Source organism: Acinetobacter sp. M5A5_2a (assembly GCF_053345265.1).
Genome location: NZ_JBKEZV010000009.1, coordinates 206,779 through 233,778 on the forward strand (window position 1 = coordinate 206,779; position 27,000 = coordinate 233,778).

The following is a 27,000-nucleotide window of genomic DNA, read 5'->3' on the forward strand; positions in this document are numbered from 1 at the left end:
ATTTTAATTTATGACTATGCGCACTTGGTTTGCCAATAAGCATTTGCATAATTCGACAAGCTTTTTCGGTTTAATACATTGCTAATATTTTGGCTGGCTTGCATTAACTTTTCTAAGTCAATCCCAGTTTCAAATCCCATGTGGGAAAGCAAATAGAACAGGTCTTCGGTTGATACATTACCAGAGGCGCCTTTGGCGTAAGGACAGCCGCCAAGTCCAGCAAGGGACGAATCAAAAACACGAATGCCTTGCTGTAAAGACTGATAAATATTGGCAATCGCCATGCCATAGGTATTGTGGAAATGTCCTGCCAAAACCTTGCTATCGAGTTCAGCGAGGCAGGCTTGCCAAACCTTTTGAACTCGATCTGGTGTTGCGGTGCCAATGGTTTCACCTAAAGACACTTCATAGCAGCCCATGTCATAGAGCCGTTTAACAACTCTCACCACTTGCTCAGGAGCAATTGCACCTTCATAGGGACAATCGACTATACAAGAGACATAACCGCGTACACGGATGTTATGGGCTTTTGCTGCAGCCATGACATCACTAAATTTTTCAAAGCTTTCATCGATAGAGCAGTTAATATTTTTACGGGTAAAGCTTTCAGAAGCTGCGGTAAAAACCGCAACCTCTTTGCATCCTACGGCTTGAGCTGTTTCAAAACCTTTAATATTTGGGGTGAGCAGGCTAAATTGTACATCTGTGGTCTGTGGTAACAGCTTAAATAGCTCGTCACTTTGAGCCATTTGCGGCACCCATTTTGCCGAAACGCATGAACCCACTTCAATAGATTTTAGGCCCGCATTTATCAAGTCATTAATAAAGTTTAAGCGTTGTTCAACCGTTAAAGCCTGCTTTTCATTTTGGAGGCCATCTCTCGGACCGACCTCCACAATTTTGACAAACTCACTCATGCAACTTCCTCCTGAGCGGGCTGAAATTCTACAAGCTCATCGCCAGCTTTAACCTGATCGCCAACTTGGAAATAGGAGTCCACAATCATGCCGTCTTTAGGGGCACGGATGGTGTATTCCATTTTCATTGCTTCAAGCGTCATTAAAATATCGTCTTTCTTAACGCTATGATTTGCACTCACCAGCACTTGCGTGACTACACCTGGCATTGGGGCTTTCAGGTGACCTTCATCGGCTTGACTGTCAGCCTGATTAAAATCTTGACGAATATAAGCAAATTTATAGCTTTGCCCATTTTGGAATAGCGTAATGCCTTGCTGACTTTGGTTAAAAGATAGCTTTTGCTTAGTACCACCAATTTGAACAGTGGCAGTATGTGCATCAATTAATTGACCAGAAATAGGATAGCTTTGTCCGTTATATTCTGCGGTGAAGCCTTGTTCATTTGAAGCAAATTTGATTTGGATATTTTGGTTTAAATAATTCAGTTTAATACTGTGCTGATAAGCAATATTTAAACGCCAAAGTGGTTGAGCCTGCCAAAGCTGTTTTTGGCTTGAGCTGTTGTTATTAAGTTTACTTAGAAACTCAATAAATGCCGCTGCCACCACAAGTTCAGGTTTAATCTCTTCAGGACTAAACAAGAAGTTTTGTTCACGTTGAATCAGGTTGGTATCAAGTTTGGCTTGTTTGAACGAGTCGCTGCGAACAATCTTTTCAAGAAAGGCAATGTTATTGCCTAAGCCATCAACATGGAATTGGCTTAAGGCATGTTGCATTTGAATGAGTGCAGCTTCACGGTTTTTACCCCATACGATCAGTTTGGCAATCATTGGGTCGTAATACGTCGTGATTTCATCGCCTTCAACAATACCGCTATCTACACGCACATATTGGTTTTGAGTTGGGTAGTGCAAATAGTCAATTTTACCAATCGCAGGTAAAAAGCCTTTTTCAGGTTCTTCGGCATAGATTCGTGCTTCGAGCGCATGCCCGTGAATTTGCAATTCGTTTTGTAGTTTAGGTAAAGGTTCGCCATAAGCTACACGTAGTTGCCATTCAACCAAGTCTTCACCAGTAATCATTTCGGTCACTGGGTGCTCGACTTGTAAGCGGGTATTCATTTCCATGAAATACGCCGTGCCGTCTTGTTCCACAATAAACTCGACCGTACCGGCACCGACATAGTCTACTGCACGTGCAGCATCAATTGCCGCTTGACGCATCGCATCGAGCTTCTCGCTTGGCATTTGTGGAGCTGGAGCTTCTTCTAATACTTTTTGGTGGCGACGTTGTACGGAACAGTCGCGTTCAAACAAGTGCACATAGTTACCGTGTGTATCGCCAAACACTTGTACTTCGATGTGACGTGGTTGAATCACATAGCGTTCAATCAAGACATCATCATTACCAAAGCTTGATTTAGCTTCGCGCTTACATGAGGCTAAGGCATGTAGAAAATCTTCACTACGTTCAACCAGACTCATGCCTTTGCCACCACCGCCAGCACTGGCTTTAATTAAAACTGGATAGCCAATTTGGTCTGCCTGTTGTTTTAAAAAGTCGGCATCTTGGTTGGTTCCGTGATAACCCGGTGTTAAAGGGACGCCTGCTTTTTCCATTAAAGCTTTAGACGTGGCTTTTAAACCCATAGCTAAAATGGCATCGACTGGCGGGCCAATAAAGCAAATATTGTGTTGCTGGCAAGCAAGCGCAAACTGGTCATTTTCAGATAAAAAGCCGTAGCCTGGATGGATCGCTTGGCTGCCTGTATCAATGGCAGCTTGAATAATGCGGTCAGCTTGTAAATAACTTTGAGTCGCAGGTGACTGTCCAATATAGATGGCTTCATCTGCAAGTTTGACATGTTGTGCATTTGCATCTGCATCAGAGTAAACAGCAACCGTTGCAATACCTAATTTTTTAGCTGTACGAATCACACGGCAGGCAATTTCACCACGGTTCGCAATTAAAATCTTTTCAAACATGATGATCGTCCTTAATTGTTGTTATTCGAGTTAGAAACCCAAGCAGGCTGTTGTTTATTTAAAAAGGCACTCAGACCTTCTTTTGCCTCACTACCTTGGCGAACTTGAGCAATATGATGTGCCGTCTGTTGTAGCAAATCATTGCTCATGGTCTGGTTACTCACCATTTGAATGAGTTGTTTTGATGCAGCTTGAGCGTGGGGGCCACCAAGTAATAGAGCATCAATAATTTCTTGAACTTTTCTGTCTAAGTCTTCCGCATCTGCGACTTCATGTGCCAAGCCAATTTGTTTGGCGTCACGTGCCGAAATACGCTCAGCAGTTAAGAAGTAACGAGAGGCTTGTCTTGCACCAATCGCACGAATCACATAGGGACTAATCGTAGATGGGGCAAGTCCTAAACGTACTTCAGAGGTTGCAAACTTGGCATCTGTACTGGCAATACAAATGTCACAAGCCGATGCCAAGCCCATACCACCACCAAAGGCAATGCCATGAACGCGGGCGATAGTCGGTTGTCTCAGTGTTGCAAGTGCATCTAACATTTGCGCGAGTTTTAGCGCATCTGCTTCATTTTCTGCTGAAGATGCCTGACCTGCCTGTTTCATCCAATTCAGGTCGGCACCTGCCGAAAAGCTTTTGCCACGACCAGCTAAAACCACAACACGAATATCATCACGTGTATTGATTTGCTTAAAGCAAGCATGCAATTCTTCAATCACTGTTGTATTGAAGGCATTGTGTAGTTCAGGGCGATTTAGCCAAACATAGGCAACTTGACTTTGTTGTTCGAGTTGTAAAAATTGATAGCTCATATACACCTCTTACATGCGGAACACGCCAAATTTGGTTGGCTGGATTGGAGCATTCATGGCAGCAGCAAGGCTTAAACCAAGTACTTGACGGGTTTGAGCTGGGTCAATTACACCGTCATCCCAAAGGCGGGCAGACGCATAATATGGATGGCCTTGGCGTTCGTATTGTTCACGAATGGGTTGTTTAAACTCATCTTCTTGTTGAGCTGACCACTCGGCACCTTTTTGCTCAATTTGATCGCGTTTTAAGGTTGAAAGTACGCTGGCTGCTTGTTCGCCGCCCATCACTGAAATACGAGAGTTCGGCCATGTCCATAAAAAGCGTGGTGAATAAGCGCGTCCGCACATGCCGTAGTTACCTGCACCAAACGAACCACCAATAATCAGGGTGAGTTTTGGTACATTTGCGGTTGCAACTGCCATGACCAGTTTAGCGCCATTTTTTGCAATCCCTTCGTTCTCATACTGGCGACCGACCATAAAGCCCGTAATGTTTTGCAAAAATAACAAAGGAATATTGCGCTGAGTACATAGTTCAATAAAGTGTGCACCTTTTTGTGCAGACTCTGAAAATAAAATCCCGTTATTGGCAATAATTCCGACTGGCATACCATACAACGAAGCAAAACCAGTAATGAGGGTTGAGCCAAAACGTGCTTTAAATTCATCAAAACGAGAACCATCTACAATGCGTGCAATCACTTCACGAATATCAAAAGGCTTACGTGCATCACTTGGCACCACACCATAGAGTTCCGATGCATCAAACAGTGGTTCATCAATTTGCTTGTTTAAGTCATTTGGTTTTTTATTTAAGTTCGCAACAATGTTCCGTGCAATCGCAATTGCATGTTCATCATTTTCAGCTAAATGGTCAGCCACACCAGAAAGACGTGTGTGCACATCACCACCACCTAAGTCTTCACTGCTCACTACTTCGCCAGTTGCAGCTTTTACAAGAGGAGGACCGCCTAAGAAAATCGTACCTTGATTACGAACAATAATCGTTTCATCAGACATAGCTGGTACATAAGCACCACCTGCGGTACAGCTTCCCATCACCACAGCAATTTGGGCAATCCCTAGGCTCGACATGCGTGCCTGATTATAGAAAATACGCCCGAAGTGATCACGGTCAGGAAAAACCTCGTCTTGCATTGGTAAATAAGCACCGCCTGAGTCCACTAAATAAATACAAGGCAAGTGATTTTGTTCGGCAATTTCTTGGGCACGTAAATGTTTTTTAACCGTAAGGGGATAATACGTTCCACCTTTAACCGTTGCATCGTTGGCAACGATCATGCAAGTTATGCCGTTCACTTGACCAATACCTGCAATCACACCCGCAGCAGGAACATCATCTTCATAAACGTTGTACGCTGCCAATTGACCAATTTCTAAAAATGCGGTTCCGACATCAATCAGTTGATCAATACGTTCGCGAGGTAAAAGTTTCCCTCTAGCCAAATGTTTTTGACGGGCATTTTCACCACCACCTAAAGCAATACGCTGGGCAACTTGTTTTAGATCTGTGACCAATGTTTGCATGGCTTGCTGGTTTGTTTTGAAGTCTTCACTTCGAATATTAATCTTGCTTTGTAATTGGTTCATAAGATGCGTCCTTATTTATAATTATTATTTGGTTTCATTGAAGAGTTCGCGGCCAATCAGCATGCGGCGAATTTCAGAAGTTCCGGCACCGATTTCATAAAGTTTTGCATCGCGCCATAAACGCCCAGCAGGGAATTCATTGATGTAACCATTACCGCCCAGAGTTTGGATTGCTTCGCCTGCCATCCATGTGGCTTTTTCGGCAGAATATAAAATGGCACTTGCAGCATCTTTACGTAGGCTGCGGTCATGGTCGGTTTTGTCACAAGCAGCACCAACGGCATAAACTAATGCTTTACATGCCAACCAAGTTGAATACATATCGGCAAGTTTGCCCTGCATGAGCTGGAATTCACCTAAAGCCTGACCAAACTGTTCGCGTTGATGTAAGTAAGGAATCACCACATCTAAGCAAGCATCCATAATCCCTAAAGGTCCGGCACTTAAAACTGCACGTTCGTAGTCCAAACCACTCATGAGTACTTTTGTACCGTTACCAACACCACCGAGTACGTTTTCAGCAGGCACTTCCACATTGTCAAAAAACAGTGGGTAAGTGTTAGAGCCACGCATACCAAGTTTGTCTAAATGGTTACCGTGACTGAAGCCTTTCATGCCTTTTTCAACTAAAAAAGCAGTCATGCCTTTTGCACCAGCTTTAGGGTCAGTTTTTGCATAAACCACAAGTACATCTGCATCACCGCCGTTGGTGATCCACATTTTTGAACCATTTAAAACGAAATGATCGCCTTTTTGCTCGGCACGTAATTTCATGCTAACCACATCAGAACCGGCATTTGGTTCAGACATCGCAAGGGCACCTACATATTCGCCAGAAATCAGTTTTGGTAAATATTTCTGCTTTTGCTGCTCGTTACCGTTTCGATTAATTTGGTTTACACATAAATTAGAATGAGCACCATAAGAAAGACCAATGGCTGCAGAAGCACGAGAAATTTCTTGCATGGCAATAATATGAGCCAGATAACCCATATTGGCACCACCATATTCTTCAGAAACGGTCATACCTAAAAGGCCCATATCTCCGAATTTTTTCCAGAGATGTGCAGGGAATTTGTTGTCTTGATCAACTTGTTGGGCAATTGGTGCAATTTCCTTTGCACAAAATGCGGCTACTGAATCTTGAAGTGCAATTAAAGTTTCATCTAGACCGAAATTCAAGCTGCGGAGGTTCATGATATTTTCATCCTATTGGTTATATTTGTTGTCCATAAAATATTTTGTGGGTATTTGATATGTACCATACAATGATTTTTTAAAAAAGTGAATACAGATTCATAAAATGATTTACAATTCATTTTATTTGTTAGAGAATAAATTATGAGCTATAAACGATCATCTTTAATGCAAGAGCGGATGGAGCAAAATCGTAAGTCGATTTTGAGTTCAGCCAGAAAATTAATTTCAGAGGGAGGGTTTAAAGACGCACAAATACAAACAATTGCAGAGCAAGCGGGTGTATCAAGTGGTCTGGTTTATCGTTACTTCGATAATAAAAGCCAAGTGCTCATTGAGGTTTTGTCTGAGGCCATTAACACAGAACTATTGGTGATTGATTCGATTACTGAAAGTGATTTATCGGCAAAACAGAAATTACATAAGGCTGTGGCAACCTTTGTAAAACGGGCACTCAATAGTCCCCAGCTTGCATATTCACTCATGTTTGAACCCGTCGATTCAACGGTTGAACATGAGCGTTTTCGTGTGAAGCAATTGATTAAACAAAGTATGAAAAAAATACTTGCGGATGGAAATGCAAGTGGTGAGTTTGTCTTGGATGATTTAAATACAGCAGCACTTTGTGTTGTTGGTGCCATGACCTATGTGGTCGTTGAACCTCTAGATCCAGCTCAAAATACAAAGTTTGATCAAGCACACAGAGACTATTTTTCAAAACAGATTGCTGACTTTTGTGTGGATGCTGTGCAGAAGAAATAGGGCATATAAAGGATAAACATTACAAAGTAGGCGGTTTGGAAAAGTAGTTGCAGTAACAACAATTAGATCAGGTACGAAGAGAATTACAAAGAATCAAGGAGAATGATTCAATGCAACAAGAACGGTTAAGCTACGCCTCGGGACCAAGCACACAGCCCTTATTGGGTATGACCATTGGTGAACAATTTGATCAGGCCTGTCGGCAATATGCAGAAAAGGAAGCAATCGTCAGTTTTCATCAAAACAGACGATTAACCTATAAAGCTTTACAGGATGAAGTAAATGCTTTTGCTTGTAGCTTGTTGAAATTGGGATTAAAAAAAGGCGACCGATTAGCCATCTGGTCACCAAACTGTGTGGAATGGACGGTTACCCAGTTCGCGGCCTTTAAAGCAGGGATTATTTTAGTTAATCTAAATACAGCTTATAAAAGCCATGAACTTGAATATGTGTTGAATAAAGTCTCATGCAAAGGATTGATTATTGCTTCTCAATTCAAAACCACCGATTACCAAGAATTACTCACAAAAATTGCCCCTGAGTTAACCAACAGTCCTGATAAAGTGCTCAGTTCAGAACGACTGCCACATTTAAAATTTGTCATTAAAATTGATGACCAGCAACACACGGGCATTCATCGTTTTAGTGATTTAGTTACAACACCAAACTCTGAGCAGCTTGAACAATTAAAACAGTTAACCAAGCAACATCAATTTGATGAAACCATTAATATCCAATTTACTTCAGGTACAACAGGTAACCCAAAAGGGACCATGTTGACCCACCATAATATTTTAAATAATGGCTATTTTGTTGGCGAAGGCATTCGTTTAACGCCTCAAGATAAAGTCTGTATTTCTGTGCCGTTGTTTCATTGTTTTGGCATGGTGATGGGGAATTTAGCGTGTGTTACACATGGGGCAACGATGGTCTATCCATCGGCGGTATTTAATCCTTTAGAAATGTTAAAAGCCATTCATCAAGAACGTTGTACGGCAGCATATGGCGTACCAACCATGTTTATCGCAACCTTAGAACATGAACAGTTTAATGAGTTTGATCTGTCGAGTTTAAGAACGGGCATTATGGCTGGTAGCCCATGTCCACGTGAAATTATGCAGCGTGTCATAGACCGTATGCATATGTCTGAAATCACGATTTGTTATGGCATGACTGAAACCTCGCCAGTCAGTGTACAAAGCTCGGTAAACGATTCAATTGATAAGCGAGTAAGTACAGTTGGCCATGTTCATCCTCATGTTGAAATTAAAATTGTCGATTTAGAAGGTCAGATTGTTCCGCAAGGGACTTTAGGCGAGCTATGTGTTCGTGGTTATTCAGTGATGGCTGGTTATTGGGGTGAAGAAGAAAAGACCCGTGAAGTGATTGATGCGGCTGGCTGGATGCATACGGGTGATATTGCAGAAATGGATCAAGACGGTTTTATTAAAATTAAAGGCCGTATTAAAGATGTCGTGATTCGTGGTGGGGAAAATCTCTTTCCAAAAGAAATTGAAGACTTTTTATATACCCATCCCGATGTGAGCGATGTACAGGTGATAGGCCTGCCAGATGCGAGATATGGCGAAGAACTTTGTGCTTGTATTATTTTGCATGAACACCACCAAATTGATGAAAACAGTATTCGCCAATTCTGCAAAGAGCATATTTCCCATAATAAAGTGCCGCGCTATGTTCGATTCTTTAATGAATTTCCAATGACTGCTTCAGGCAAAGCACAAAAGTTTAAGTTACAGGAAATTATGCGTGCTGAGCTTAATTTAACAGGAAATGTCTTTGATTAAATAAAGCCAAAAGCCCAGTCAAAGTGCAGCAAACTATAAATTGAAAGGCAGTTTAAATAGAGGATAAAACAAAATGGCAAAAGACTTTAATAGCCCAAAAGTAGTCGATGGTTATGATGAACATATCCGTAAATTAATTCCGGGTTATGAAGTGATCCATCAACAGGTGGATGCCATTTTGCAATCAGTGTTGAAACCGAACTCTCACATATTAATTGTAGGATGTGGCACGGGTTATGAACTCGAATATTTACTTAGAAGACATCCGAACTGGAAATTTACAGCAGTTGATCCATCTTTAACGATGCTTCAAAAAGCCCAAGAACAGGTTGAACTTTTAGGTAAATCTTCACAAGTAACTTTTATACATGGGGAAACTTCAGCTTTGCCTCTTGAAAATTGCTTTGATGCTGCACTGTCTATTCTTGTGGCGCATTTTATTGCTGATGATATAAAACCTGCGTTCTTTAAAGATATTTATGATCGCTTAAATGAAAATGCTGTCTTGCTCACCTACGATTTAATGACGTGTATAAACCCTCAGCAGCTTCAAGCTTTACGTTACTTATGCTTGGCACAAGGCTTAACTGAGGAGCAATGCCAAAGAATGTTAGAGCGTATGGCTCAAGACTTTTTTAGCCTAACTACAGAAGGTTATATAAAACTTTTGCAAAAGAGTGGCTTTGAAAGCGTACAGTCTTATGCACAGGTTCTGACTTATCAGGGTTTTATTGCAAAAAAATAATGCCAGTAGAGACATAGGAATGTTGTCTTAACACCTAAATATTCTCAATGAGGAAGAGAATATGAAAACTGAAAAAAAATAGAAGAACTCGCTTTACGTAAAACAAATTAAAAAGTGGCCCTAATGCCGCTTTAGGGAGGTTTTGTCTAAAAAATATGACGGAAGGTCTTTCTTGAGAAAGAAAGTCAAATTTTCAAGGACCTATCTAAATAGGTACATAACAAAAAGGATGTCGAGATCTTTAAGTCAATTTAAAGATCAAAAAAGGAAAGTTTTATGATAAATGCTTTAAATACAACGGTTCAAAAAAGCCTATTGGCGGTTTCTGTGACCCTGTTTGTGTCTTCTGCTTTTGCAGGCAAAACAGATCCTGAAATAGAACAACTTCGACAAGAAGTGAAAGAACTACGAGCTATGCTACAAGCAAATATACAAGCTCAAAAATCTTTATCGCAAGGACGAGTTGAACTAGCAACTTCTGCAACTCCTCAAGCTGCGCAGCCAATACAGCAAGGGTTAACTAAGTCTGGTGCAGAATTTAACCTCTATGGATATATACGGGCAGATGCTTCTTATCAAATGAAGGGCGCATCTACCATGTATAACAACATTAGTGGGGTTCCACTCGAAAATACTCCTGAAGAATCTGCTCAAAAAGACCAGTTGCACAGCACAGTTAATGTGACACGGTTTGGGTTGAATTTTAAAACCCCAACAGCTGTGGGTGATGTAGGCGGAAAGTTAGAAATGGACTTCTTTGGGGCAGCCACTCGTGATCAGTTCCGTATACGCCATGCCTATTTAACTTTTGATAAATGGCTTATCGGTCAAACGTGGTCGACATTTATTGCACCAGAATATTACCCAGAAACGATTGATGCAGGCACATTTGTAGGTGGAGCATTATTAAGATCGCCGTTAGTTCGCTATAGCGATAACTTAACTGCAAATACAAGCTTTGCAATATCGGTTGAAGACCCTAAATATACAGCGACCTCAGACCCTGATAACAAAATGCGTTTACCAGCTTTGGTAGGGCGCTTAAATCATAAATTTACAAATGGCTCGATGCTATCAGGTCGTAGTTTTGTGGCTGAAAAGAGAACCAACAATGATGAAGAAGTGGCTTGGGGTGTAGGCCTAGGGGGGAAATATCAGATTACGCCAGATACATTACTCAAAGCTGATTATTACCATGTCAAGGGAGATGGACGTTTCCTACTATGGAGTAACAGCGGCTATGCAATAGATGATCAAAACAATATGCATAGCAATGAATTTGACACAGTTTCATTGGGCATAACCCATCAGTTTACGCCACAAATTCGTTCAACCTTAGCTTATGGCTATATGAAAGCCAAAGATGACAATCGTTTTGCCGAATTACAACGTAATAGCACAACCCAAAACAAAGAACTCTGGCAGGGCTGGGTAAATACACTTTATAACCCTTATAAACCAATTACTTTGGGCGTCGAATATGTTTATGGCGAACGAGAAACTTTTGATGGGCGTAACGGGACCGATAACCGCTTCAACATGATGGCGAGTTACGATTTTTAATTAATTCAATAAAACCTTGAATAATCTGTTTTTTCTTTAGGGTGCAATATGTCGTTTTAAAAAATTGAATATGAATTTATCTCACAGAGGAGGTGGGTAAATGACAACATCTAAATTAAATGTAAATGAAATTATTGATCAGGCCAAATTTAGACCTTATCACTGGAGTATTTTACTTTGGTGTTTATTAATTATTATCTTTGATGGGTATGATCTGGTTATTTATGGTGTAGTGCTACCTTTGCTGATGCAAGAGTGGTCATTGACGGCTGTACAGGCGGGGATGTTAGCAAGTACAGCACTATGCGGAATGATGTTTGGGGCAATGTTCTTTGGAACTTTGGCAGACAAAATAGGCCGTAAAAATGTGATTTTAATTTGTGTCGCTCTTTTTAGTGGTTTTACTTTTTTAGGTGCTTTTGCATCAAGTCCACTTGAGTTTGGGGTGCTTCGATTCTTAGCGGGATTAGGTATTGGTGGGGTAATGCCAAATTTAGTTGCACTCACATCAGAATATGCACCTAAACGTATACGCAGCACCTTAGTGGGTACCATGTTTAGTGGATATGCGATTGGAGGGATTCTTTCAGCATTAATTGGCAGTTATTTGGTTGAAAGTCAGGGGTGGCAAATTATGTTCCTGATTGCAGGCATTCCTTTATTTTTGTTGCCTGTTATATGGAAGTTTTTACCTGAGTCTTTAACCTTTTTAGTTAAGACTGGTAAAGCTGAGCAAGCACAGCGCATTATTCAAAAAATTTCACCTGAACAAAACCTAACGATCAATACGCAGTTAGTGCTTAATGACGATAATGTTCCAACAGGCAGCTCTGTAAAAGGATTATTTCAACAAGGCCGCGCATTTAATACACTCATGTTCTGGTTAGTGTTCTTTATGTGCTTACTCATGGTGTATGCCTTAAGCAGCTGGTTACCAAAACTCATGCTGGCAGCAGGCTATTCACTCGGAAAGAGTATTTTATTCTTGTTTGCCCTAAATGTGGGTGCAATGATCGGCTCAATTGGTGGCGGCATTCTTTCTGATAAATTCCATTTAAAACCTGTAATTATGGCAATGCTGCTAGCGGGTGTTGTGGCATTAGTCGGTTTAGGCTTTAACTCACCAGCCTATGTTTTATATGGTTTGGTGACTGTTGCAGGAGCCGCAACCATTGGTACCTCAATTCTCCTTTATAGCTACGTTGCTCAATATTATCCATTAAGTGTGCGTTCTACTGGAATTGGCTGTGCCTCTGGAATTGGCCGAATTGGGGCAATTGTGGGACCAATCTTAACCGGCATGTTATTAGGCCTACAGTTACCACATAAAATGAATTTCGTGATGATCGCAATTCCTGCAATTCTTGCTTTTTTAGCAGTCATGATGCTTCGACGACCTGCAGTTGAAAAACAGCCGATTGCACCGAAACTTGCCGCTGAATTAGAAGGTAGTTAATCGATATTGATACAGGTAGGGGGGAAATTCCTACCTGTACCCACATTTATTTTTTGAGTAACTGGTTTAAATGAACCAGATTTGCCATTTGTTGATTACCGCGATCATTAGGATGTAAATGATCACCTGAGTCATAAATCGGGTTTAATCGATCGGGGTGTTTTGAATCTTTTAAACCTTGATCAAGATCAAGAACTCCATCAAATGTTTGACTGGTTCTTATCCAATCATTAATTTTTTTCCGTAATTGATCTTTGTTCGGTTGGTAGTAGTTATCTAAAGGGGTATTGGGTAAAGCACCCGAAAATGGAGGTAAGGTTGCCCCAATCACTTGAATGCCTTGTTTATGTGCTTCATCTACGACACGTTTATAACCTTGAGTTAATGCTTCAAAAGACGGTATTTCTTGTTTAGGCGCAAAAGCTGTACCCGGCCATGAAATATCATTAATACCTATTAGAACAATTAACGTTTTCACCCCAGAATATTGAAACACTTCTTTTTTCAAGCGCTCTAAAGCACTGTCGCCCATACCGTCTGTGAGTAGTCGATTTCCTGAAATTCCGCTATTAATCACCGCTACTTGATGTGGCGATAAACGCTTAGCTAAAAAGTCGGTCCATCTCGTGTTTGCATCTAGAGTTGCAGTTGCTCCATCAGTAATTGAGTCTCCAATAACCGCAACAACATGGGCTTTATGCTTTGGTTTTACCTCTATCGCAGAGAGTAATAATCTTGCAGTGGTTGTTTTAGCATCGGTAGGAGTATTTAAATTTGCTGTCTGGTTACCCGTAATCAGCCAACTGGTTTGTTTAGCATCCCAATGAAAAGTTTTAAATGTCGTTGGTTTTTGAATAAAACTATTTACCATTAACTGTGCATGATCAGGAACAGAGAGATGAATTGGGTCACTAATCAATTGTTTACCCGGTAAAATTTGTGCTTTGAGCTTACCCGAGAAGTAAACAGGGTAAGCACTCTTTGATTTAAGACTTTTTGGGGTAACTAAGCCTACGGTGGTTTTATCGATATAAAGCGGCTGTTCACCATATTGATTTGTGAAAATGAGTCTAACTGCTTCACCACCCAAACTAATTTGACTGACTTGTCTGATGGTTTGGTTAGATATTTGATCGGGAATATGGGTGGGGAAAACAAAATCCTTATTCCAAACTTTTTGTGGGCTGGCTGACCAACTGGTAATCCATTGGCTTTTTTGTACTTCTGCTTGCGCTACAGTCGACAATAAAACTAAAGAGAAAAGGGTAGATTTATAAAGTTTCATCTCATGAATCCTTAAAACGAATTAGAGTCATCTTGAAACAAATTAGTGGCTTGTTATAGCGGTCTAAGCGGAATAAGATTTGTGAATTAGATTCATAAATAGATTTCGTTATGTCATATTTTGATATTAATCGATCTGGCGAGCTGGCAATTTTTATTCGCGTGGTCGAATTAGGAAGTTTTTCAGCAGTAGCGAGAGCATGTGACATGACGCCGTCTGCTGTGAGTAAATTAATTGCTCGGCTCGAAAAACGACTTGGCGTAAGGTTACTGAATCGTTCAACACGCCAGTTTCAACTCACAAGTGAAGGCTGTCAGTTCTATGAGCAAGGTCTTCAAATACTCAGTGAGCTAGATGAACTCGAACAATCTGTTACTGCAAATCACACACCTAAAGGCCGAATCAGAATACATACCAGTTTTTCATATTGGACCCATTTTTTGGTGCCGTGCATTTCTTTATTTAATCAGCGCTATCCACAAATTGAATTAGAAGCTCATTTAAGTGATGAAGTCATTAATTTAGTTGAGCAAAGAATTGATGTCGCAATTCGGACAGGACCTTTAAAAAGCTCAAATTTGGTGGCTCGCTCATTGGGGAATACTCATAAACATTATGTATGTTCACCTAGATATATTACACAGTGTGGTTGTCCACAGCATCCAGATGAACTATCTGAACATCAGCTTTTAGACGTAAGTTATCAGCGCCAGAATAAGACATGGTTATTTAAAAAAGAGAATCAAGAAATCACGCTCGTACCTACTCAGGTTTTAAGAGTAAATCATGGGGAAGCGATTTTGCAGTTAGCACTTGCCGATGCAGGCATTGCACAACTCAATGAGTTTCAAGTTCGAAAAGTGCTAGAACAAAAGCAGTTAATTAAAATTCTTGAAGACTGGAATGTTAATGCTTCTGAAGAATTTCATGCTGTCTGGATCGGGCATGATAAATACGTTCCTAAACGTGTAAGAGTCTTTCTAGATTTCTTGGTGGAACATGCAAATATCAGTTAATTGAGTCTTTTCTTGCACTTAACTGACACTGGTGAATTGTTTCATTCATTGTTTCCACAAAGTTCATGTTCGCATCAATATTTTGTAAGCTTACTTTTTCTAGATCTTCTACAAATTGTGGCGAATAATGTTCTTCTAAAGCGTTATAAATACAATTGCATTGTGAGAGCGCATGGCCAGACCACACACAATGTGTATTGAATTCGTTTTTACTGATAGGTCTGCACCCTAATAAACTTATAGAAATTATTAATAGAGTGCACACTAAAACAATACGATATGAAAAAAACATCATTATTGCTCTTCGTTGGTTGTTGTTATCGTTAAGTTATGCTTATAGATGCGCTCATCTTTAACTGGCGTTAAATGTTGAGATCTTTTCCCTAAAAAGATAAAAGTAGGGATACGTAAAAAGATGGGAAGAATTCTTTAAACGTGTTTTAAGCTGAACAATAAGATAATGAAGAGTAATAAAAATAAAATGATATAAAATAATAGTCATTAGAGACTCCTTGATAAAAGAAGTTGTGCCCAATCACTGCTATTAATTATGGTGGTGAAACGAAAGAGGGTTAGCAGACTGATACCTAAGAAACCAGCACACCCGAAGGTGTCCCACTCCCGTTCCTCCGTCAAAGGCACGAGGGGCTCCACACCAAAAAACTTGTTTTTAGTGCACTTAGGTAGACGATCTGCTAAAACCGACTGACAAAATAGGTCAGCCGGAGCATCATAAGCTGAGCATTAAAGCGGGTCAATTGCAAAAATAAAAGATTGGTTTATATAAACAAATATTAATATTTTTAAATTTTCATTAATAAAATAACAAGTTATTTAGAATTTAAACAATTGAATAATTATTAAAGCTAATTTCTATAATTGAGTTTTAATGTTTATATATCAAAGATTTATTAATTGTTTATTTATATATTGTTTGCAATCATTGGCTTAATAAGACACAAACTCATAAAGGATGAACAATTTTAGTTTTATGAATATGGCAATCTTAAATAATTAGCTAATGCCAAAATTTAATTAAAATATCAATTGCAAGAATGGTATTTTTTAATCATTTATTTAATTTAGCTTTTTACAAAAGCTTGCATAATCTACAAAAGTTAAGAGAACCACAGTGGTAGGCCAACAGAAGATAATGTTATTCATAAGCCGACATCTTAAAATTAATAAGGGTGACTTCAATGTTAAGAGTTTTTTGTGCAGTTAGCATGGTCGTGGCAATTGCAATGGGTATGAGCGCTTGCCAAGATAGGAATTCAAGAGATGATGGAACTCATGGCGTTAATGACCCCACGACCCCTCACAAAATGGATAAAAACTCATAACTATTTTTTCTAAGAAAACTCATTTTTAGGTGAGTTTTCTTATCGTTATTTTCTATAAAATATGTAACATAATAAAAAAGATAATTATATGAAAATATAAAATTAATCAATAAATTAGTAAGTTATTATCTTTCTACGAATTTGTTGTTACTGAAGTGTTTCTATAATGAGTTATAGTTTCAAAAAATTAATAAAATAAACACAATAAATTACTTATATTCATCCTAAATTCATTGTAGTCATGACAGTTTTATAAAGGTAAGGATATGCCCCAGTACTTAAGAATAGCTGAGAAAATATATCAAAATGTTAAAGAAAAAAAAGGCTTTACAGATGATCATATGGAAGATCTTAACAATTTGATGATTGAACTCAGACATGAGCTTAAGGGGACAAAGCTTAAGCTTTTATATAATTATATTGATTTTGCTGAATTACTGATTAAACCTCTGCAGGAATCTAAAATTAAATTGGATTTAAGTATTATTCCGCAGAGTAAGAATACTCAAGAATTTGTATTGTGGCTTGCGAGTTTTATTGAGCGGATTACCACGGGCGGACAAGAAAAATTACCGCCAATCCGAGCTAAGGTTACTTTATCTTCATATGATTACGAAGAAAATTATCGTTCAGTGCAACATCCGGTAAATAACGGGGAAGAAATTATTGAATATTTTAAGAAAAAAGATAATTAAATAAGATGCTATAAAAAGAGCTTATTTCCAAAGGCCAATAGGAAATAAGCTCATATTTTTAAATTAATAAATAGAAGATACTACATTACAAATACTATCTATCGTTCCATGCGTCTTTAATTGCCTGTTTAGCATGTTCCCATTTTAAGCGGGATTCAGCTTTCAGCTCTTCCCATTTTTGTTGAAGGCTACCTTCGACATCTTCAAATTGAGCACCTTCTTTAGATTCGGTACGGGCACGATGACCTAATTCATAGGCTGTCGAGAAATCTCGATCATAATCTAGATCTGGAGTAGTAAGTTGAGCTTCTTGATAATAAGGACGAGTAACGTAACTTTCGCGCCAATAGGTATCAGAATAGTTATGGTCGCCAGCTGGCAGTCGTGCGTGATCGCTATTTTGATCTGTCATCAGTTTTTCCTCATCTATTATTAAATTTTATGCTTATATTGAATTTAGGAAGGTGAAGACACCTTCCTAAATAAAATGAATGACCGCATCAAATGACAATTAAATCGGCAATGAATTAACGTTGCTGATTATTGTTATTTGAGTTTTGTTGACTTGGGTCTTTTTGATTAGAGCCTTGTTGTGGGCGGCGGTTGTCATTTTGCTGTTGTTGCTGATTGTTTTGTTGCTGTTGATCTTTTTGCTGTTGATTGCCATTTGGCTGTTGCTGGTTATTACGGTTGTCATTTTGCTGCTGTTGTTGCTGCTGATTATTAGGTTGATTGCTTTGATTATTAGTAGTGCTCATCTTTAATTACCTCATATCATTTATGATGTGTGTTTTATCTGAGAGCTTCAGATAGGTTTATTTAAACATGAAAATTTTAAATGTGTAGCTTGAGGGTGTTACCCTATATTTAACTGTAACTTTAGAAACTAACTAAAACCTTGATTTTTATATAATGAAGATTTCATTGATAAACATAATTAATATGAAGATGGATAAAATTACATTTAAGTACATTGGTGTTAAAGAAACACTATGATCATTTCTAAATATGTATTTGTTATTTTTTATTAGTGAGGTTCTATTTTTTATTATCTAATATTATGAATTCTATATCTTGAGTAATGTAATAAACAAGTTGTCTAAGTTTAAAATAAGAAAAACCCTTAAATATACGACGAAAATTATAAAAATTATTTTTATAAAAAATAGAATAAAAGAAGGTACCTACCGGTTTTTCTTTTGTTTCTGACCCGCCTTTTTTTAATAATCCCGTGCAAGCAACATAAAGATCTGCCTTTATAAGGTTTTTCCCTTTTTTGATCATCTCTACAGTGACTTGCATGGATTCAGGTGTATATTTTTCAATAAGTTCCGAAGAAATATGAAGGGTATTTTCTTTAACCCGTAAGTCATAGCTGACTAAGCTTCCAATAAGAATATCGCCAGAATAGGGGCTTAAAGAAAAGCGGTAAGCTAAATAGCCTGCAGAAGCACTTTCAAAAAATGCAATTTTAATTTTTTCTTCTGCTAATAATTTGCAACATGAGTTAAACATTTTTCTATCCTTAGCTATGTTTTTAAGTTATTTATAGAATTATTTTTAATTGCTTTATGTTAATTTTTTAATCTTTATGATTTTAAAGGTAACTATAATGTAATAAAAATTTAAATTTTATATTTTTTTATAAAAATAGGAAGTTAAGTTATTCTAAAGATGAGAATGTAATTTTGTGTTAGGTGTTACATATTTGAATTTGAAAGGATTTATACCGAAATAATTGTTTTTAATAACGCAATATAACAAAGATAAGCTGGGATAATATGGTGAGTAAAGTATGGTATTTTATATCTCACAAAAGGAGAATAGAAATGCCTGTTGTAGTGAAAGAAAGATTATTAGACCTATTACAAGATAATCAACAGAACTATTACGAATTATTTATTTTTTTCCTTGATCCTGATATTTCTAGTTTTGAGAAAGAAAAAAAAGCAAGAGATTTTCTTGCTCATGAAATAGAAAAGGTAGATCAGACAGAAGTTGATTTCCCTTCAAATATAAATACGATTAAAGAATGGTGTCAGAAAAATAATAAAGAAAATTGTGAGGTATTTCAGGCTTATTTAAATCGTCGGCAAGCGGGTGGTGAGAGAGAATATTTCAAAAATGTCAGTCAAGCATTTGAATTTTTAATTAAAGTCTCTCCTACAAAAAAAGTAGATGGTGCATGGCTGTATAGTTGTGTTCACTACTGGAATGATCCAGTTTTCCATGAACTAATTATTACGTATTTGGAAGAGCTCGGGTTAGGAGAACCGAAGGCAAACCACGTATGTATTTATGATGATTTACTACGTAGTTTGGGAATCGATAGTTTTGATCTGCTTTTAGAGGATGAATACTATCATCATGCCGTGGTTCAGTTGGCTCTGGGTTATGCTCCAGCTGAGTTCATTCCCGAGATTATTGGATTTAATCTGGGCTATGAACAGCTGCCTCTTCATCTATTGATTAGCAATTACGAACTAGCTGAACTGGGCATCGATTCTAAGTATTTCAATCTGCACATCACCATTGACAACATTGATAATGGACATGCAAATAAAGCGATTAAAGTTATAGAAAATATTTATGATAAATATAGAGATAAAGAACTTTTTCTTACTAAATTAAAACGTGGTTTTGCGCTAAACAATCATGGCGTGGGCTCTTCGAAAATTATAAAAAATTTAAATGTTGAAGATTTTGTTCTTAAAATTTTAAAGAGGAAGGCGCTCGTAGGGCAGTTAATTCATAACGAAACCAGAGAGTTTGGGTGCAAAACGATTAATCAATGGTTATCTAACCCAGACGATGTTGAGGGGCTGGTATCGCATTTAATTGACCATAAATGGATTAAATTTAATAGCAATCCTGAACAAAGTATTTTTTGGAGATTAATTAATGATGAGAATGGAAAAATGTTTGGAGTGTTTACTCCTGTAGAGCGCCAGATCATTCATGATTGGATTGCAGGAGATGACCATTCTTCTAATTTCTTGACTTACAGCAAGGCACTCAATAGTAGCCAGCGTATTCAAGACTATCTATTTAGCTATATCTCTGATGGCGAACTTGATGCTTTGCAAGAACGTATAGGTCAGTCGCATGATCTTGCTATAAAAATATGCAAATTAACCCCATTTTTAGCACCCGACTCACATCATAAGAGTATTGGACTTTGGAGCACGCGCAAATATGTCGAGCTTCTTTTTCCATATTTAAGTTCCTTTAACAAAAATTAGTTCTTTAATTTTTCTACTTCACCCAAGGTTTAACTTTAAAACATAGGTAATAAACATGACTGATAACGTTAAATTAACAAATAAAACAAGTGAAATGGCTGGCGCTGATGAGGCAAACAAAGCCAATACCACTCAAAAAACTGAACAATTAGACACAGTAAGAGATGATGCTACAAATCAGGCTTTAACCACAAATCAGGGGGTTAAAATTGCTGATAACCAAAATAGTCTAAAAGCAGGAACGCGCGGATCAACGTTATTAGAAGATTTTATCTTACGAGAAAAGATTACCCATTTTGACCATGAACGAATTCCAGAGCGTATTGTGCATGCTCGTGGCGTAGGAGCTCACGGTTATTTTCAAGCTTATGAAGGAAATGAGCGTCTAACGAAAGCAGGTTTTTTGACGGACCCATCTATTCAGACTCCAATTTTTGTACGTTTCTCGACTGTACAAGGGCCGCGTGGTTCAGCTGATACTGTTCGTGATATTCGTGGATTTGCTATTAAATTTTATACCCAAGAAGGCAACTTCGATTTGGTCGGCAATAATGCTCCAGTTTTCTTTGTACAAGATGGTATTAAGTTCCCTGACTTTGTACATGCGGTAAAACCTGAACCAGATACTGAAATGCCTACTGGAGGGAGCGCCCATGATACATTTTGGGACTTTGTGTCTTTAGTACCAGAGTCAGCACATGCTGTGATTTGGGCCATGTCTGATCGTGCTATTCCTCGTAATTTACGCTCAATTCAAGGCTTTGGTGTGCACACCTTCCGTTTAATTAATGCTGAAGGTAAAGCTCATTTTGTTAAGTTTCATTGGACTCCAAAACAAGGTTTAAGCGCTCTGGTTTGGGATGAGGCACAAAAACTTGCAGGTAAAGATCCTGATTTCCATCGTCGAGATCTTTACGAAGCCATTGAGCAAGGCGTGTATCCTGAATGGGAATTAGGGGTGCAAATTGTTGCAGAAGAAGATGAAATGAAGTTCGATTTCGACTTACTTGACCCAACAAAAATTATTCCTGAAGAATTAGTTCCTGTCACACCTATTGGCCGTTTTGTTTTAAATCGAAATGTTGATAATTTCTTTGCTGAAACAGAGCAGGTTGCTTTCTGTCCGGGGCATATTGTACCGGGTATTGATTTTACGAATGATCCACTCTTACAGGCACGACTATTTTCATATACCGATACACAGTTAAGTCGTTTAGGCGGACCGAATTTCCATCAAATACCAATTAATAAACCTGTATGCCCATTCCATAACAATCAACGCGATGGCATTCATCAGCATACCATTCATAAAGGGCAAGCTTCTTATCAACCAAATTCAATTGATGGGAACTGGCCGGTTGAAACACCTCCTGCGGCAGAAAATGGTGGATTTGAAAGTTACTATGAGAGAGTGAGTGGTCAAAAGATTCGTGAAAGAAGTGAGTCTTTTTCCGATCATTTTTCTCAGCCTCGTCTTTACTACAAGAGCCTTGCACCTCATGAGCAAAAACATGTGGTCGATGCGTATACCTTTGAACTCAGTAAAGTAAAAAGAAAATATATTCGTGAACGTCAGGTCCAACAAATTTTGGCGAATATCGACCTTGATTTAGCACGTCAAGTGGGAGCAAATCTAGGAATAGAAGTACCTGATCTTAGCCTCGATTTTAAACCTCAAACCGTTGAAAAATCGGCTAAGTTATCCATGCTCGCTTTCCCGCCAGCCGATATTCAAGGCCGAAAAATAGCCGTACTCATCCATAATCTGGTGAAGGCTGATGCATTAGAAACCATTAAGAACTGGGCAGTTAAGGAAGGAGCTATTGTGCATTTATTAGCACCGAGCCTAGCACCAGTTAAAGATCATCAAGACAAAGTTATTGCGGCTGATGGTATGCAAATGGCAGAACCATCAATTGCTTATGATGCGGTGATTATTCCCGATGGTGATAATTTAAATACGGTGATACAAGATGGGGTAACTCGTCATTACATATTAGAAGCCTATAAACATTTAAAACCAGTCGTTTTTTTAGGTAATAAATCTGATCTACTTGACCCACTTAATTTGGTTGCAGATGAAGGAACACTAATAGAAGATGAATTTAAGCATATTTCAGAGAAACTTAAAAACTTGCTTAAAGCTCATCGCGTTTGGTCGCGGGAGCAAATAGCTCAGCACGTTCCGGCTTAAAGTAAAAGCCCTGAAGGTTAAAACTTTCAGGGCTTTTTTATATCATGGCCGCAGTCGTGACGATGATTATAATGTCCGTGGACAAAATTCACGAAATCAGAAACGCGATGCCTCTGGACGGTTTTCGTCTTAAGCATAGTGGTTTAAAAACAAAGGAGGTTTAGCCTCCTTTGTTTTAATATTTTATTGGGGGAGAGGTTGTAGCCCTTTTACAATATCAAGATATTCAGAACCGTTTAACCAAAAAGATTTTTTTAAAAATAGGGTGGTCATAATACTTTCAGCTGCTTCACTTTCCGGATTTTCACAGAAAATTCCATAGCTTTCGCCTAATACCGCATCATTTTCAATGAGGCGAATATAGTAAGCATGTTGCTCATTTGCATAACCTAAAACTGCATCACGTTGATTTTTCATTTCGCATGTCTCCATACCAAAAAACTGAATTTAACCAGAATGTTAAATGTTCAGAATCTCATTTGATAAAAATCATAAAACAGTCAGTAATCAGGACTATCCCATAATAGGTTTTGATTTTCTTCAAATTGCCATTTTGATTTAAACATCCCTGTTAAAAGCAAAATGGATTAAAATCTGATCATGGGATTTATTGTTATGCAAAAAAAATATTTCGTCAACTTGAAAATGTAACTTTTTCAAGTTACATTGTCTGTGTAGGATTTGAACGGTGAAATGGAGGCGAGATGTCAAAGAAAAACGAGTTTGAGCATGGCGGTGCCCGTGAAAATGCTGGTCGTAAAGCACAGTTCAATGAACCCACAAAAGTGATTCGTGTTCCAGAATCTCAAGTGAATTTTATCAAAAATTGGTTACTGAATAATGTCAAAACCGACAACCGGACAGATTTTAGCTCAAAATTGAAGGTTCAACAGGTCCATGCAAATAACGATAAAATTTATCATATTCCTTTAGCTACTGAACGTGTTGCTGCGGGTTTTCCTTCGCCAGCGCAAGATGATATTGAGCAAGCACTCGATTTAAATGAATATTTAATTAGAAATGAAAATGCCACATTTATTGTCAAAGCAAATTCTTTATCAATGTTAGACGCGGGAATTGATATTGATGATCCGCTTATTGTGGACCGTAGTCTTCCCGCTAAATCTGGGGATATCGTAATTGCGCTTATTGACAATGATTTCACTGTTAAGCGCTTAATGATTGATAATAATTACCACCCACCTAAAATTTGGCTAAAAGCTGAAAACTCTGATTATCAGAATATTTATATTGAAGAAGGGCAAGAACTGGTTATTTGGGGAGTCGTGACTTATAACCTCAAACGAATGAGATAAGGCGTTACTTTGCTTTAGTTACTGATCCGAAATAGGGACCAGTAACTTTAAGATAAGTAATATTTTTAAATTTGCCCAATCAATAAACATGTAGCGATAATTACCATAAGACCACCCGAAAAGCGACCGACTAACTGTGCTGCTTGTGGTCTCGTTTTCAAAATAGCTTCTGAACCGTAACCTACCATTAAGTAAATAATCGCGCAGCTAATCATGTGGACAACACCAAAGGCAAGAATTTGTGTTGTCACTGACCATGAAGCAGTGGTGTCAATAAATTGAGGAAGCAAGGCTAAAAAGAGTAGAAAAACTTTTGGGTTTAATCCACTCACATAAACGCCTTTGGTTGCCCAGCTCAACCATGACTGAGCCTTTTCAGAACCAGACTCATTCGGAGTAGGAGGGGTAAGTAATAAGTTTATTCCCATCCATAACAAATAAGCAGAACCTGCAATTGTTAGGATCATGAGTGCAGTTGGATTATTTGCTACAAGCAGACCAACACCAGCCGCTACCAATAAAATCGTAATAAAGTGCCCAAATAGCATACCTGCGACAGCCGGTACGACGACTTTGCCTTTAATTCCTGCCGAGATGGCATAGGCCCAGTCTGCCCCTGGAGTAATAATAAAAAGAATGGAGACACTCCAAAATGCAATAAAAATGTTAAAAGCCATATGCTTATCTCGGCAAAATATTTTCCAAAGGTTTCGCTCGTGGTTTAGAAAAAATTCCTATTCATTCGAACTTGTTGAAAATAATATGCTCATGTATTTAGAATGTGCTTTTAAATGTTTGCTCATATCACACTCATTTGGGGTAAATTTTTCTAAATGGATCGCACAGATAAAAAGATTCTTGCTGAATTGCAGTTAAATGGCCGATTATCTATTACTGAATTGGCAGAAAAAGTAGGCTTAAGCATTTCACCATGTCATCGACGAGTGAAGGCTTTAGAGGAGTCAGGAGCCATCAAAGGCTATCGGGCAGAACTCGACCCAAACTTAGTGGGATTTGAGTTTTCAGCGATTGTTTTTATTACGCTTAAAGAAGGTGATAAGCAGGCAGTTGAGAAGTTTGAAAATGCTGTGATTGATATTCCGCAAATCATTCAGGCCCAGCGCTTATTTGGTGAGCCAGATTATTTGCTGCATGTGGTAGCAAAAGATTTACCCGCTTTTCAACGGCTATATGATGAAAAGTTATCGGCTATTCCGAGTGTGCAACGGCTTATCTCAACCATTGTGATGAAAGATGTTGTGCCTGAACGTTTATTTCCGATTGGCTAAAATTTTTAGGGGTAAAAAAAAGAAGCTTTAAAAAGCTTCTTTTTTAGTCTTAAGGATATTTAGGTATCTAGTGTTTTACATAAAGAGCAGATCGTACCGTTATGTTTGTGAGAGTACATAATATCTGGACGCTCGTAACCTTCTTCACATACGCGGCAATGGTAAACAGTGGCAACTGGTGTACCTTCAGCATCAAAACGTGGTTCTTTAATGCCGTCATCATGTGACTTGATGTAGTATTTTCCTTTGGTTAATAAGCCCATGATTGGTGTTAATACAAAGGCAAGTACAAGTGCGATAAGCGGTGAGTATGGAGCCAAGAAACTACCAAGTAATCCGAAGAATGCTGCGATTGATAGTCCTGCTGACACAAGGAACGCCACCATACCCACAGGGTTTACGTTGTAGAGCATGTCGCGGCGGTATTCCGGTTCTTTTGGTGAAAGCTTTAAAACATATTTGTTGATTGAAATGTCTGTTGCAACAACCACAACCCACGCAATCGCAAAGTTTGAATAGAACCCTAAGATTTTACCGAGTACTGCAAACATGTTGCCTTCCATTAAGGCAAGGGCAATTGCCAAGTTCACCATCACAAAGACAATACGACCCGGATAATGTTTGCTAATACGAGTGTAGGCACTTGTCCAAGCAAGAGAACCAGAGTAAGCATTGGTCACGTTAATTTTAATTTGAGAAATGACCACCAAAATAACCGCAAGTGTTAGAGCAGCCCAGCCCGGAAGCATGTCATGAAAGGCTGCATTAAACTGTTGAACAGGTTCAGTACTGTTTACACCCGGTAATTTTGTTAATAAGTAGAAACCTAAAAATGCCCCAATAATTTGTTTGATTGCCCCTAAAATTACCCAACCTGGACCTGCTGAAATTACGGCTGCCCACCATGCTTTGCTATTTTCTTTTGTTTTAGCAGGCATGAAACGTAAGTAATCAATTTGCTCACCGATTTGCATAATCAAAGATAAACATATGCCAGCACCTAACATGATCGCGGCCATATCTACAGTCGCAAAACCCTCTTTACCTGTAAAAGTAGCAAACTGGCTGACTAAGGTGGGTTCTTGGTAAATCAGATAGGCCACAGGACCAATCATGAGAATGAGCCAAAGGGGAGTTGTCCATACTTGTAATTTACTCAAGGCCTTCATGCCGTAAATAACAAGCGGAATCACCATGACGGTCGAGATGAGGTAGCCTGCCCAAAGCGGAATATCTAAACCGAGTAATAACCCTTGCGCCATGATTGAACCTTCAAGGGCAAAGAAAATAAATGTGAAACTGGCGAAAATGATACTGGTGAGGACTGATCCGATATAACCGAAACCTGCCCCACGGGTAATCAAGTCGAGGTCGATGTTATAACGTGCTGCGTAGTAGGCAAGAGGAATACCGGTTAAGAAGATAATAATTGCTGCAAATAAAATGGAGAAAACCGCATTGGTTGTTCCATAAGACATACCAATACTGGCGCCAATAGAAAAGTCAGCAAGATAGGCAATACCACCAAGTGCAGTAATAGCAACAACTTTGGGGCTCCAGCGCCGAAAGCTATGTGGAGCATAACGTAAAGTATAATCTTCTAAGGTTTCATTCACTGCTTTTTGTGAATCTGTACCTTGCACAGTGTCCAGATTTGGATGTTCAGATACACTCATAACATCAATCTCCCAATCATTTTCGGTCAATCAACACAAATATTGATCATTGTTTTTTGATGAATTTGAGTGTGTGATTTTTGAT

At 38.7% G+C, this 27,000-nt stretch carries 25 protein-coding genes; 12 read left to right on the top strand and 13 right to left on the bottom strand.

The window, feature by feature from the left end; all coding sequences use genetic code 11:
• Nucleotides 1–14: 14 nt before the first annotated feature.
• The 5 genes from ACLBWE_RS13085 to ACLBWE_RS13105 are packed head-to-tail and all read right to left on the bottom strand — an operon-like array spanning nucleotide 15 to nucleotide 6,528.
• Nucleotides 15–917: a hydroxymethylglutaryl-CoA lyase gene (locus ACLBWE_RS13085; RefSeq protein ID WP_447603370.1), complete on the bottom strand. Its 903-nt coding sequence runs from the start codon at nucleotides 915–917 to the stop codon at nucleotides 15–17.
• Nucleotides 914–2,905, bottom strand: coding sequence for an acetyl/propionyl/methylcrotonyl-CoA carboxylase subunit alpha (locus ACLBWE_RS13090; protein WP_447603372.1), 1,992 nt, complete (start codon nucleotides 2,903–2,905; stop codon nucleotides 914–916). The genes ACLBWE_RS13085 and ACLBWE_RS13090 overlap by 4 nt, the downstream gene beginning before the upstream one ends.
• Nucleotides 2,906–2,916: 11 nt before the next feature.
• Nucleotides 2,917–3,720 carry an enoyl-CoA hydratase/isomerase family protein gene (locus ACLBWE_RS13095; RefSeq protein ID WP_447603374.1) on the bottom strand — a complete coding sequence of 268 codons (804 nt, stop codon included), beginning with the start codon at nucleotides 3,718–3,720 and terminating at the stop codon, nucleotides 2,917–2,919.
• Between the two features lie 9 nt (nucleotides 3,721–3,729).
• The gene (locus ACLBWE_RS13100; protein WP_447603376.1) at nucleotides 3,730–5,331 is read right to left on the bottom strand and encodes a carboxyl transferase domain-containing protein; all 1,602 of its coding nucleotides are present in this window, start codon (nucleotides 5,329–5,331) and stop codon (nucleotides 3,730–3,732) included.
• Between the two features lie 24 nt (nucleotides 5,332–5,355).
• On the bottom strand, nucleotides 5,356–6,528 hold the full coding sequence (locus ACLBWE_RS13105; RefSeq protein ID WP_447603378.1) for an isovaleryl-CoA dehydrogenase: 1,173 nt from the start codon (nucleotides 6,526–6,528) through the stop codon (nucleotides 5,356–5,358).
• Nucleotides 6,529–6,672: 144 nt separating this feature from the next.
• On the opposite strand from ACLBWE_RS13105, the gene ACLBWE_RS13110 reads away from it, so the two are divergent.
• The 5 genes from ACLBWE_RS13110 (at nucleotide 6,673) to ACLBWE_RS13130 (ending at nucleotide 12,859) form a co-directional block, all read left to right on the top strand.
• Nucleotides 6,673–7,290, top strand: coding sequence for a TetR/AcrR family transcriptional regulator (locus tag ACLBWE_RS13110; protein WP_003651165.1), 618 nt, complete (start codon nucleotides 6,673–6,675; stop codon nucleotides 7,288–7,290).
• Between the two features lie 110 nt (nucleotides 7,291–7,400).
• Nucleotides 7,401–9,095 (top strand): AMP-binding protein, encoded by a 1,695-nt coding sequence (locus ACLBWE_RS13115; protein WP_447603380.1) that lies wholly within the window; start codon nucleotides 7,401–7,403, stop codon nucleotides 9,093–9,095.
• A gap of 73 nt (nucleotides 9,096–9,168) precedes the next feature.
• Nucleotides 9,169–9,840, top strand: coding sequence for a class I SAM-dependent methyltransferase (locus tag ACLBWE_RS13120; protein ID WP_447603382.1), 672 nt, complete (start codon nucleotides 9,169–9,171; stop codon nucleotides 9,838–9,840).
• 279 nt (nucleotides 9,841–10,119) lie between these two features.
• A complete protein-coding gene (locus tag ACLBWE_RS13125; RefSeq protein WP_447603498.1) occupies nucleotides 10,120–11,403 on the top strand; it encodes a DcaP family trimeric outer membrane transporter in 1,284 nt (427 codons plus the stop codon).
• Nucleotides 11,404–11,503: 100 nt separating this feature from the next.
• Complete coding sequence (locus ACLBWE_RS13130; RefSeq protein WP_447603384.1) at nucleotides 11,504–12,859, top strand: aromatic acid/H+ symport family MFS transporter; 1,356 nt, start codon at nucleotides 11,504–11,506, stop codon at nucleotides 12,857–12,859.
• Between the two features lie 46 nt (nucleotides 12,860–12,905).
• On the opposite strand, the gene ACLBWE_RS13135 is transcribed toward ACLBWE_RS13130, so the two are convergent.
• Nucleotides 12,906–14,144, bottom strand: a complete 1,239-nt coding sequence (locus ACLBWE_RS13135; protein WP_447603386.1) for an SGNH/GDSL hydrolase family protein — start codon at nucleotides 14,142–14,144, stop codon at nucleotides 12,906–12,908.
• Between the two features lie 110 nt (nucleotides 14,145–14,254).
• Between ACLBWE_RS13135 and ACLBWE_RS13140 the strand changes: the two genes are divergently transcribed.
• On the top strand, nucleotides 14,255–15,160 hold the full coding sequence (locus tag ACLBWE_RS13140) for a LysR family transcriptional regulator (protein WP_447603388.1): 906 nt from the start codon (nucleotides 14,255–14,257) through the stop codon (nucleotides 15,158–15,160).
• On the opposite strand, the gene ACLBWE_RS13145 is transcribed toward ACLBWE_RS13140, so the two are convergent.
• A complete protein-coding gene (locus tag ACLBWE_RS13145) occupies nucleotides 15,153–15,455 on the bottom strand; it encodes a hypothetical protein (protein ID WP_447603390.1) in 303 nt (100 codons plus the stop codon). The genes ACLBWE_RS13140 and ACLBWE_RS13145 overlap by 8 nt on opposite strands.
• Nucleotides 15,456–16,359: 904 nt before the next feature.
• On the opposite strand from ACLBWE_RS13145, the gene ACLBWE_RS13150 reads away from it, so the two are divergent.
• Nucleotides 16,360–16,503 (top strand): hypothetical protein, encoded by a 144-nt coding sequence (locus ACLBWE_RS13150; RefSeq protein WP_170834025.1) that lies wholly within the window; start codon nucleotides 16,360–16,362, stop codon nucleotides 16,501–16,503.
• Between the two features lie 266 nt (nucleotides 16,504–16,769).
• Nucleotides 16,770–17,198 carry a hypothetical protein gene (locus ACLBWE_RS13155; protein ID WP_045436251.1) on the top strand — a complete coding sequence of 143 codons (429 nt, stop codon included), beginning with the start codon at nucleotides 16,770–16,772 and terminating at the stop codon, nucleotides 17,196–17,198.
• Nucleotides 17,199–17,292: 94 nt separating this feature from the next.
• Here ACLBWE_RS13155 and ACLBWE_RS13160 read toward each other — a convergent pair whose 3' ends face one another.
• From ACLBWE_RS13160 to ACLBWE_RS13170, 3 genes are all read right to left on the bottom strand, one after another.
• Nucleotides 17,293–17,610, bottom strand: coding sequence for a hypothetical protein (locus tag ACLBWE_RS13160; protein ID WP_045436253.1), 318 nt, complete (start codon nucleotides 17,608–17,610; stop codon nucleotides 17,293–17,295).
• Nucleotides 17,611–17,725: 115 nt separating this feature from the next.
• A complete protein-coding gene (locus tag ACLBWE_RS13165; protein WP_004642433.1) occupies nucleotides 17,726–17,956 on the bottom strand; it encodes a hypothetical protein in 231 nt (76 codons plus the stop codon).
• A 280-nt stretch (nucleotides 17,957–18,236) separates the two neighbouring features.
• Nucleotides 18,237–18,713: a CinA family protein gene (locus tag ACLBWE_RS13170; protein WP_447603393.1), complete on the bottom strand. Its 477-nt coding sequence runs from the start codon at nucleotides 18,711–18,713 to the stop codon at nucleotides 18,237–18,239.
• A gap of 314 nt (nucleotides 18,714–19,027) precedes the next feature.
• Between ACLBWE_RS13170 and ACLBWE_RS13175 the strand changes: the two genes are divergently transcribed.
• Complete coding sequence (locus tag ACLBWE_RS13175; RefSeq protein ID WP_447603395.1) at nucleotides 19,028–20,440, top strand: iron-containing redox enzyme family protein; 1,413 nt, start codon at nucleotides 19,028–19,030, stop codon at nucleotides 20,438–20,440.
• Nucleotides 20,441–20,489: 49 nt separating this feature from the next.
• Nucleotides 20,490–22,634 (top strand): catalase HPII, encoded by a 2,145-nt coding sequence (katE, locus tag ACLBWE_RS13180; protein ID WP_447603500.1) that lies wholly within the window; start codon nucleotides 20,490–20,492, stop codon nucleotides 22,632–22,634.
• A gap of 183 nt (nucleotides 22,635–22,817) precedes the next feature.
• On the opposite strand, the gene ACLBWE_RS13185 is transcribed toward katE, so the two are convergent.
• Nucleotides 22,818–23,051, bottom strand: a complete 234-nt coding sequence (locus tag ACLBWE_RS13185) for a hypothetical protein (protein ID WP_003651181.1) — start codon at nucleotides 23,049–23,051, stop codon at nucleotides 22,818–22,820.
• A gap of 287 nt (nucleotides 23,052–23,338) precedes the next feature.
• Here ACLBWE_RS13185 and ACLBWE_RS13190 point away from each other — a divergent pair, with 287 nt between their 5' ends.
• Entirely contained in the window at nucleotides 23,339–23,950 is a 612-nt protein-coding gene (locus ACLBWE_RS13190; RefSeq protein WP_005041445.1) for a LexA family protein, read from the top strand.
• 65 nt (nucleotides 23,951–24,015) lie between these two features.
• On the opposite strand, the gene ACLBWE_RS13195 is transcribed toward ACLBWE_RS13190, so the two are convergent.
• Entirely contained in the window at nucleotides 24,016–24,627 is a 612-nt protein-coding gene (locus ACLBWE_RS13195; RefSeq protein WP_013198208.1) for a LysE family translocator, read from the bottom strand.
• A 156-nt stretch (nucleotides 24,628–24,783) separates the two neighbouring features.
• Here ACLBWE_RS13195 and ACLBWE_RS13200 point away from each other — a divergent pair, with 156 nt between their 5' ends.
• On the top strand, nucleotides 24,784–25,239 hold the full coding sequence (locus tag ACLBWE_RS13200) for an Lrp/AsnC family transcriptional regulator (RefSeq protein ID WP_000376211.1): 456 nt from the start codon (nucleotides 24,784–24,786) through the stop codon (nucleotides 25,237–25,239).
• A 59-nt stretch (nucleotides 25,240–25,298) separates the two neighbouring features.
• On the opposite strand, the gene ACLBWE_RS13205 is transcribed toward ACLBWE_RS13200, so the two are convergent.
• Nucleotides 25,299–26,915 (bottom strand): purine-cytosine permease family protein, encoded by a 1,617-nt coding sequence (locus ACLBWE_RS13205; protein ID WP_447603398.1) that lies wholly within the window; start codon nucleotides 26,913–26,915, stop codon nucleotides 25,299–25,301.
• Between the last annotated feature and the right edge of the window lie 85 nt (nucleotides 26,916–27,000).

What these genes read in the sequence shown, in the direction of transcription:
- ACLBWE_RS13170 (WP_447603393.1), bottom strand. Translation starts at nt 18,713, where the DNA reads ATGTTTAACTCATGTTGCAAATTATTAGCAGAAGAAAAAATTAAAATT.
- ACLBWE_RS13195 (WP_013198208.1), bottom strand. Translation starts at nt 24,627, where the DNA reads ATGGCTTTTAACATTTTTATTGCATTTTGGAGTGTCTCCATTCTTTTT.
- ACLBWE_RS13115 (WP_447603380.1), top strand. Translation starts at nt 7,401, where the DNA reads ATGCAACAAGAACGGTTAAGCTACGCCTCGGGACCAAGCACACAGCCC.
- ACLBWE_RS13100 (WP_447603376.1), bottom strand. Translation starts at nt 5,331, where the DNA reads ATGAACCAATTACAAAGCAAGATTAATATTCGAAGTGAAGACTTCAAA.
- ACLBWE_RS13155 (WP_045436251.1), top strand. Translation starts at nt 16,770, where the DNA reads ATGCCCCAGTACTTAAGAATAGCTGAGAAAATATATCAAAATGTTAAA.
- ACLBWE_RS13190 (WP_005041445.1), top strand. Translation starts at nt 23,339, where the DNA reads ATGTCAAAGAAAAACGAGTTTGAGCATGGCGGTGCCCGTGAAAATGCT.
- ACLBWE_RS13110 (WP_003651165.1), top strand. Translation starts at nt 6,673, where the DNA reads ATGAGCTATAAACGATCATCTTTAATGCAAGAGCGGATGGAGCAAAAT.
- ACLBWE_RS13145 (WP_447603390.1), bottom strand. Translation starts at nt 15,455, where the DNA reads ATGATGTTTTTTTCATATCGTATTGTTTTAGTGTGCACTCTATTAATA.
- ACLBWE_RS13130 (WP_447603384.1), top strand. Translation starts at nt 11,504, where the DNA reads ATGACAACATCTAAATTAAATGTAAATGAAATTATTGATCAGGCCAAA.
- ACLBWE_RS13205 (WP_447603398.1), bottom strand. Translation starts at nt 26,915, where the DNA reads ATGAGTGTATCTGAACATCCAAATCTGGACACTGTGCAAGGTACAGAT.
- ACLBWE_RS13150 (WP_170834025.1), top strand. Translation starts at nt 16,360, where the DNA reads ATGTTAAGAGTTTTTTGTGCAGTTAGCATGGTCGTGGCAATTGCAATG.
- ACLBWE_RS13185 (WP_003651181.1), bottom strand. Translation starts at nt 23,051, where the DNA reads ATGAAAAATCAACGTGATGCAGTTTTAGGTTATGCAAATGAGCAACAT.
- ACLBWE_RS13120 (WP_447603382.1), top strand. Translation starts at nt 9,169, where the DNA reads ATGGCAAAAGACTTTAATAGCCCAAAAGTAGTCGATGGTTATGATGAA.
- ACLBWE_RS13085 (WP_447603370.1), bottom strand. Translation starts at nt 917, where the DNA reads ATGAGTGAGTTTGTCAAAATTGTGGAGGTCGGTCCGAGAGATGGCCTC.
- ACLBWE_RS13090 (WP_447603372.1), bottom strand. Translation starts at nt 2,905, where the DNA reads ATGTTTGAAAAGATTTTAATTGCGAACCGTGGTGAAATTGCCTGCCGT.
- ACLBWE_RS13135 (WP_447603386.1), bottom strand. Translation starts at nt 14,144, where the DNA reads ATGAAACTTTATAAATCTACCCTTTTCTCTTTAGTTTTATTGTCGACT.
- ACLBWE_RS13200 (WP_000376211.1), top strand. Translation starts at nt 24,784, where the DNA reads ATGGATCGCACAGATAAAAAGATTCTTGCTGAATTGCAGTTAAATGGC.
- ACLBWE_RS13095 (WP_447603374.1), bottom strand. Translation starts at nt 3,720, where the DNA reads ATGAGCTATCAATTTTTACAACTCGAACAACAAAGTCAAGTTGCCTAT.
- ACLBWE_RS13160 (WP_045436253.1), bottom strand. Translation starts at nt 17,610, where the DNA reads ATGACAGATCAAAATAGCGATCACGCACGACTGCCAGCTGGCGACCAT.
- ACLBWE_RS13165 (WP_004642433.1), bottom strand. Translation starts at nt 17,956, where the DNA reads ATGAGCACTACTAATAATCAAAGCAATCAACCTAATAATCAGCAGCAA.
- ACLBWE_RS13175 (WP_447603395.1), top strand. Translation starts at nt 19,028, where the DNA reads ATGCCTGTTGTAGTGAAAGAAAGATTATTAGACCTATTACAAGATAAT.
- ACLBWE_RS13105 (WP_447603378.1), bottom strand. Translation starts at nt 6,528, where the DNA reads ATGAACCTCCGCAGCTTGAATTTCGGTCTAGATGAAACTTTAATTGCA.
- ACLBWE_RS13140 (WP_447603388.1), top strand. Translation starts at nt 14,255, where the DNA reads ATGTCATATTTTGATATTAATCGATCTGGCGAGCTGGCAATTTTTATT.